The organism is Janthinobacterium woesei, assembly GCF_051380875.1.
In the GTDB taxonomy this organism is placed as follows: Bacteria; Pseudomonadota; Gammaproteobacteria; order Burkholderiales; family Burkholderiaceae_D; genus Janthinobacterium.
Map to the genome: position 1 here is coordinate 310,903 of NZ_JBNYXW010000005.1, position 6,182 is coordinate 317,084.

The window sequence follows — 6,182 nt, forward strand, 5'->3', positions numbered from 1 at the left end:
TTGACTTGCGTTTCAGAATGCAGTGCCATCACGGACGGCTTCTCCATTCGGGTTTTCTGTCCTCACCGCCTGTCAACTTGCGCCCATGGCCGTGCCGCCCTTGCCGGTGTCTGCGCCTGTCCTACCCCGTTTGATTAATGAAGGAAGCACCGCATGAAATGGTTTTTTGATCTGAAAATTGCCACCAAGCTGATTTTGACGTTTGGCGCCGTGCTGTTGTTGACCGTGGCACTCGGTGTGTCGGCAATTTTTTCCATGGCACGCCTTAATGATGCATCGACCAAGTTGTCGGATAATTGGTTGCCCAGCGTACAAGCGGCCATGTCTATTCGTAATGATGTAGGGGATTTTCGCCGCTGGGAGCTGGCCCATATATTAGGCGAGCAGGATGCCGACATGGCGCTCAATGAGCAGCGCATGGTGGCCACCCTGGCCAAGTTGAAGGCGGATGGCGACAAGTACCGTTCGCTCATCTCCGAGCCGTCCGAGACGCAGGCTTTCGATCATTTCTTGTTGCTGAACCAGGAATTCATGCGTTTGCACGTGACCATGGTGAGCCTGTCGCGCGAAATGAAAAAGGAAGAGGCGCGCGCGCTGGCCGTGGGTCAATCGGCCAAGGCCATGACGGAGATGATGGAGGTGCTGGACAAGTTGGTAAAGATCAACGCAGACGGTGGCGCGCTGTCTAGCGCCAGCGCCGATGCCACCTATGCGGCATCGCGCGCCAGCCTGATCGGTTTGCTGGTGGGCATCGTGGTGGTTGGCATGCTGCTGGCCCTGTGGGTGGCGCGCAGCGTCTCGCGTCCGCTGATCGAAGCAGTCGGCGTGGCGCGCCGTGTGGCAGCGGGTGACTTGACGGCGCACATTGTTGTCCATTCGCAAGATGAAACGGGCCAATTGATGCTAGCCCTTAAAGACATGAACGCCAGCCTGCAGAGTCTGGTGGGCCAGGTGCGCAGCGGCACCGATACCATCGCGACGGCATCGAGCCAGATCGCCGCCGGCAATCAGGACCTGTCGTCGCGTACGGAACAGCAGGCCAGTTCGCTGGAAGAAACGGCCTCGTCGATGGAAGAGCTGACCTCGACCGTGAAGCAGAATGCGGACAATGCGCGCCAGGCCAACACCATGGCGCTGACCTCGTCGAGCATCGCCGTCGAGGGCGGCAAGGTCGTCAGCGAAGTGGTGGACACGATGGCATCGATCAATGCCTCGTCGCGCAAGATCGTCGACATCATCGCCGTCATCGACGGTATTGCTTTCCAGACCAATATCCTGGCACTGAATGCTGCCGTCGAAGCGGCCCGCGCCGGAGAGCAGGGCCGCGGCTTTGCCGTGGTGGCCACCGAAGTGCGCAACCTGGCGCAACGCTCTGCCGCAGCGGCCAAGGATATCAAGGTGTTGATCGGTGATTCGGTCGAGAAGGTCGAGGCAGGCTCAAAACTGGTGGGTCAGGCGGGCCGCACGATGGATGACATCGTTGCCAGCATTACGCGCGTGACGGACATCATGAGCGAAATCACGGCCGCCAGCAACGAGCAGAGCGCCGGCATCGAGCAGGTTAACCAGGCGATTGCCCAGATGGACCAGGTGACGCAGCAAAATGCGGCCCTGGTGGAAGAGGCGGCTGCGGCGGCAGAATCGATGCAGGAGCAGGCGGCCAGCCTGAGCGAAGTGGTCAGCATCTTCAAGCTCGATGCCGCTAGCGCTGGCGTGCGCGCACCGCGGCCAGCCGTGAAGCTGGCGCCCGTGGCAGCGCCCGCGATGGCGCCGCGTAAACTGGCCAGCGCCACGCGCTCTGCCGCGCCAGCCGATGAGTGGGAAAGCTTTTAAGCGCTCTTGCGGGGCTTTTTGATGCGTTTGGCGGCAGGCGTGGCCGCCGCGTCCTGGCGCTGCTGCCACGCCCGCAGGGCGTCTTCATAGGCGGCCAGGTCTTCCTGGTACATTTCCAGCACGCAAAAGGTGCAGCCGCTGTGGCAGCATTCGTCATTGCCTGGCCTGGCGGGTGCCTGCGGCTGTGGATCGAGGGAAAAGGGCTGGCTGGGCATGGTGGCGGGGAAGGGCGGCGGAACCAAGCATCATACGGTATTGCTGCCGATGCTTGCTGGAACGGTTTTTGCTCAAAAAACACGGTTTCCGTGTACAGTTGCGGTGAATTAGGGTATCGTTTACAGCACTGATATTGTATCTTCTGCGCGCGATGTTCCGCCGGCGCGATCTCCGCCGCCATCGTAGCACACCTCCTCAACGCTCCCGCACTCGCCGTACAGCATGTCCCGGAGCACAGAGGTGCCGCAAGAGCAATGATCTATGGCTTGCAAAACGAAGCTGTCTGCGCCCCGAAATGTTGTTTATTGAGAAAGCTGGCTTCCGCAGTGCGGAGGCACACCAGAAAATTTATGTCTGAAACTGAAACGACTCCTACGCCTAGTCCGGCGATCGCCACTGACGCGGTGATTGCCATCGCAGCGGCACCCGTTGCACCTCCTGCCTCTATTGCTGCCCCCACCGTGAGTTTTGCCGATTTTGGCCTGGCCCCGGAGATCCTGCGTGCCTTGACCGAGCAGGGCTATACTCACCCGACGCCGATCCAGGAGCAGGCCATTCCGGTGGTGCTGCAAGGCCGCGACGTGATGGGTGCCGCGCAGACGGGGACCGGCAAGACAGCCGGGTTCTCGCTGCCGATCATCCAGTTGCTGCTGGCGCATGCCAGCAGCAGCATGTCGCCTGCCCGCCATCCGGTGCGTGCACTGATCCTCACGCCGACGCGCGAACTGGCCGTGCAGGTGGCCGAAAACGTCAAAGCCTACGCCAAGCACACGCCGCTGCGCTCGACGGTCGTCTTCGGCGGCATGGACATGAAGCCGCAAACCGTCACCCTGCGTGGCGGAGTGGAAATCGTCATTGCCACGCCAGGCCGTTTGCTCGACCATATCGAGCAAAAGAACATCAGCCTGGGGCAAGTGCAGATGCTGGTCATGGATGAAGCGGACCGCATGCTGGACATGGGCTTCTTGCCAGACTTGCAGCGCATCATCAATTTGCTGCCGAAACAACGCCAGAACCTGATGTTCTCGGCCACGTTCTCGTCAGAAATCAAGAAGCTGGCTGGCACTTTCCTCAACGATCCGCTGATGATCGAAGTGGCGCGCAGCAACCAGACGGCCGACAAGGTCACGCAAGTGGTCTACAAGGTGCCGGAAGACCAGAAGCATGCCCTGGTGGCCCATCTGTTGCGCCAGCGCGACCTGAAGCAAGTTATTGTTTTCTCGAATACCAAGATCGGCGCGTCGCGGCTGGCCCGCGTGCTGGAACAGGAAGGCATGAGCGCTACCGCCATTCATGGAGACAAGAGCCAGCAGGAGCGCATGGCGGCGCTGGAAGCGTTCAAGAAGGGCGAGATCGATGTGCTGGTCGCCACTGACGTGGCCGCGCGCGGCCTGGATATTTCCGACTTGCCTTGCGTCATCAATTTCGACCTGCCGTACAACGCGGAAGATTATGTGCACCGTATCGGCCGCACGGGCCGTGCGGGTGCCTCGGGCGACGCCATCTCGATCTATTCGGACAAGGACGAGCGCTTGCTGACCGATATCGAAAAGCTCATCAAGCAAAGCATCAGGCGTGGTGAGCTGGCTGGCTTTTCGCCTGCGCCTGCCCGTAGCGGCGACAGCGAACGCCGTCCGCCACGCCGTACCGAAGGCGGCGAGGCGCGTCCGGCGCGACACACGCCGGATGCCGATGTGCGTTCCTCAAGCCGTCCGCCAGAGCGCAGCAGTCGTCCTGCATTCGCTGCAGGCCCGCGCCGCGACAAGGTTGACCCGTGGTTCCTGAAGCCGTATGAGCCAGCCAAAGTGGCGGCCCCGGCCGCCAGCAGCATGGCACCCGTGGTGCCCAAGCCGAAGCAGAAGGTAGCGGCATTGCTGGGTGGCTTGCTGAAGTCCTGATGGTACGTCCCGGTAATGCCGGGGTGAAAAAAATGCCTGAGTAATAATTACTCAGGCATTTTTTATTGTGCAAAACTGTTCTCTTGCGGTGGTCAGCCTTGCAGTTTCAGGCTGTTATCGCGCCACCACTTGCGGCCAAGAGCCAGTCCGATTGAGAAGAACAGGCCTGCCAGCAAACTCACTCCCAAGGCAATCGACAGGCGCGTCGAGCGGTGTTCCGGGTAGCTTGGGCCGGCGATAAAGCGTGTCTTGTTCAAATACAAGTTGATTGCCTTCTCGTTTTCGATGGTGATCAGGTTATAGACTTGCTTGATTGTTTCATCTTTCAGATCCTTGTCTTTAAAGATGCTTTGCTTGATGGGTTCCAGGCCCTGCAATATCATCTCGCCCGACTTGTTACTGTCGACCAGCATTTTGGCATGATCATAATATTCGCTAAGAATGCCATATTGAATCTGTTCGCGCTTGGCCTTGTAGATTGCCTCATTCGCCTCGTCGCTTTCCACTTCGCTGGTCATCAATTGTGTAGCGGGGGAAAGGTAGCGCGCGGTTTCTTCCGTCACCGAGACAAGTTGGCGCGATGCCTGGCTGGACGAGTCTGGATAGCGCGCGACGATTTTCTTCAGGTTGACTCCCTTACGACGGAATAGCGCCAGTTTCTCTTTGTTCTCGATGATCGTATTGTCGAGTTTGGTGATTTTTGTGGCAAGTTCGGCGCTTTTAAAGCGCAGCATGTCGGAATAAATCATGTAAATTATGGTATCGACCGCATATTTTCCCAATAGTGCCACGGTATGTTGCGCACCATCGGCGTTGTCCGCAGTGTAACTGATCTGCAGGGCAATTACATTGTTATCACCTTCCTTTGCATTATTTAACAGTTCTTTGGCATCAAGTTTGGTGAATGGATAGACCGGCTCTATTATTTTTCCGATGCCATTGCGTGAAGCAAAAACTTTGCGTAGCGCGATTACATCAGGTTCAGCTTCCAGTTTTTTTTGTTTGATGTATTCGCTAAAGCGTTCACTCGTACTGAATGCCGCCGAATAACGCTTGTAGTCAGAAAGCATGATTCCGGGCGCTGGGTCCGGTTCCGGATCCTTGGTTTTGAGGGGAACTCGCTCGGGAATGGCGCCGCCGAATTGCAGAAAGCCGTCACTTTTGTATTTGTCAAAGAAAATAGCGCCAGACATGCACAGCGCCGTAATGATGACAGTGCTACCCACAATCAAGGCGCGTGAACGCCACAGAACACCGATGAATTCAGTTACATCAAATTCATTTTCGTCGTGAACGCTTGCTTCCTCTTCCGTGACGCTATATTTTTCCATAAATTCTCTAAGTAAAATCAGGTCTATTTTGTTTTTTCATCTGCTACCCAGAAATTCTTCAGAAATCAGGAATGAAAGATCAGTAAATTGAATTGATGACTTCGGCAGTCAAATTTCTTAGGTTGCAAACGCAGTGCATACTAGTCTTACTGGCGCTGGCGCTCAATTTCATATCCCGTCTTAAGCCTGGATATTAGCTGATTAATAGTGCGATCCAAAACGTATACTATGGGCAGTTTTGATCACATCGACAGACGCCATGCGATAAAAATATATAATGAAAACTATGTTTTAATTATGGTAACAGTATATCATTTACATGAAGATATTTTATTGGCATGCGCCATTAATTATAATCTTAACTGGATGCTCAAGATCTGTACGTCATTCTTCAAGGCGAAAACGGGCCGCAAATTCTATCTATGTACTAATTATATGCTGCTGGACAATCCAAGTGTTACCGAATTGTGACAGATTGTGATATGTCTTGCATGTGCGACAAAACGCGGCGGCACTTTTGTCAAAGTGCTCATTTTTCTGTCGAAATTTTTTTGGCAATGTTCTTGTCTGAGCCTCTTTGAACCGGCCGTCATTTTGTCAGATGATGCCATCCCGCTGGAGAGCCCCGTGTTTTGAAGCATATGTGATCTGCTTTGCATAATTTCAGGGCAAGAAGCCGTCCTCCAGGTTGATTTTGTCCAACATGTGGCGCAGTCCTCGGGCGAGGGGACGACATTGCTTGTTCCGGGCACCCTGGGCCCTTGGCGGCCGCTCGCGTTCGGCCTCATGGTGAGCGACAATTATCTTGGCCGGTAGACGACAACTATCTTGGCCGGTTTATCACCTGAAACCGGTCCGGTGCGGAAGCGAGGTTTACAGTTGTTTCATTCAGCATGGAGCTGGG

At 55.9% G+C, this 6,182-nt stretch carries 4 protein-coding genes; 2 read left to right on the plus strand and 2 right to left on the minus strand.

The genetic code is table 11. From position 1 onward, the window contains the following. Positions 1-153: 153 nt before the first annotated feature. Positions 154-1,833 carry a methyl-accepting chemotaxis protein gene (locus ACQ4W6_RS07690; protein ID WP_436566574.1) on the plus strand — a complete coding sequence of 560 codons (1,680 nt, stop codon included), beginning with the start codon at positions 154-156 and terminating at the stop codon, positions 1,831-1,833. On the opposite strand, the gene ACQ4W6_RS07695 is transcribed toward ACQ4W6_RS07690, so the two are convergent. Continuing rightward, entirely contained in the window at positions 1,830-2,075 is a 246-nt protein-coding gene (locus ACQ4W6_RS07695) for an oxidoreductase-like domain-containing protein (RefSeq protein WP_436566575.1), read from the minus strand. The genes ACQ4W6_RS07690 and ACQ4W6_RS07695 overlap by 4 nt on opposite strands. Before the next feature lie 324 nt (positions 2,076-2,399). On the opposite strand from ACQ4W6_RS07695, the gene ACQ4W6_RS07700 reads away from it, so the two are divergent. Further along, complete coding sequence (locus tag ACQ4W6_RS07700) at positions 2,400-3,947, plus strand: DEAD/DEAH box helicase (RefSeq protein WP_436566576.1); 1,548 nt, start codon at positions 2,400-2,402, stop codon at positions 3,945-3,947. Positions 3,948-4,039: 92 nt separating this feature from the next. On the opposite strand, the gene ACQ4W6_RS07705 is transcribed toward ACQ4W6_RS07700, so the two are convergent. Next, complete coding sequence (locus tag ACQ4W6_RS07705) at positions 4,040-5,278, minus strand: lipopolysaccharide biosynthesis protein (RefSeq protein ID WP_436566577.1); 1,239 nt, start codon at positions 5,276-5,278, stop codon at positions 4,040-4,042. Between the last annotated feature and the right edge of the window lie 904 nt (positions 5,279-6,182).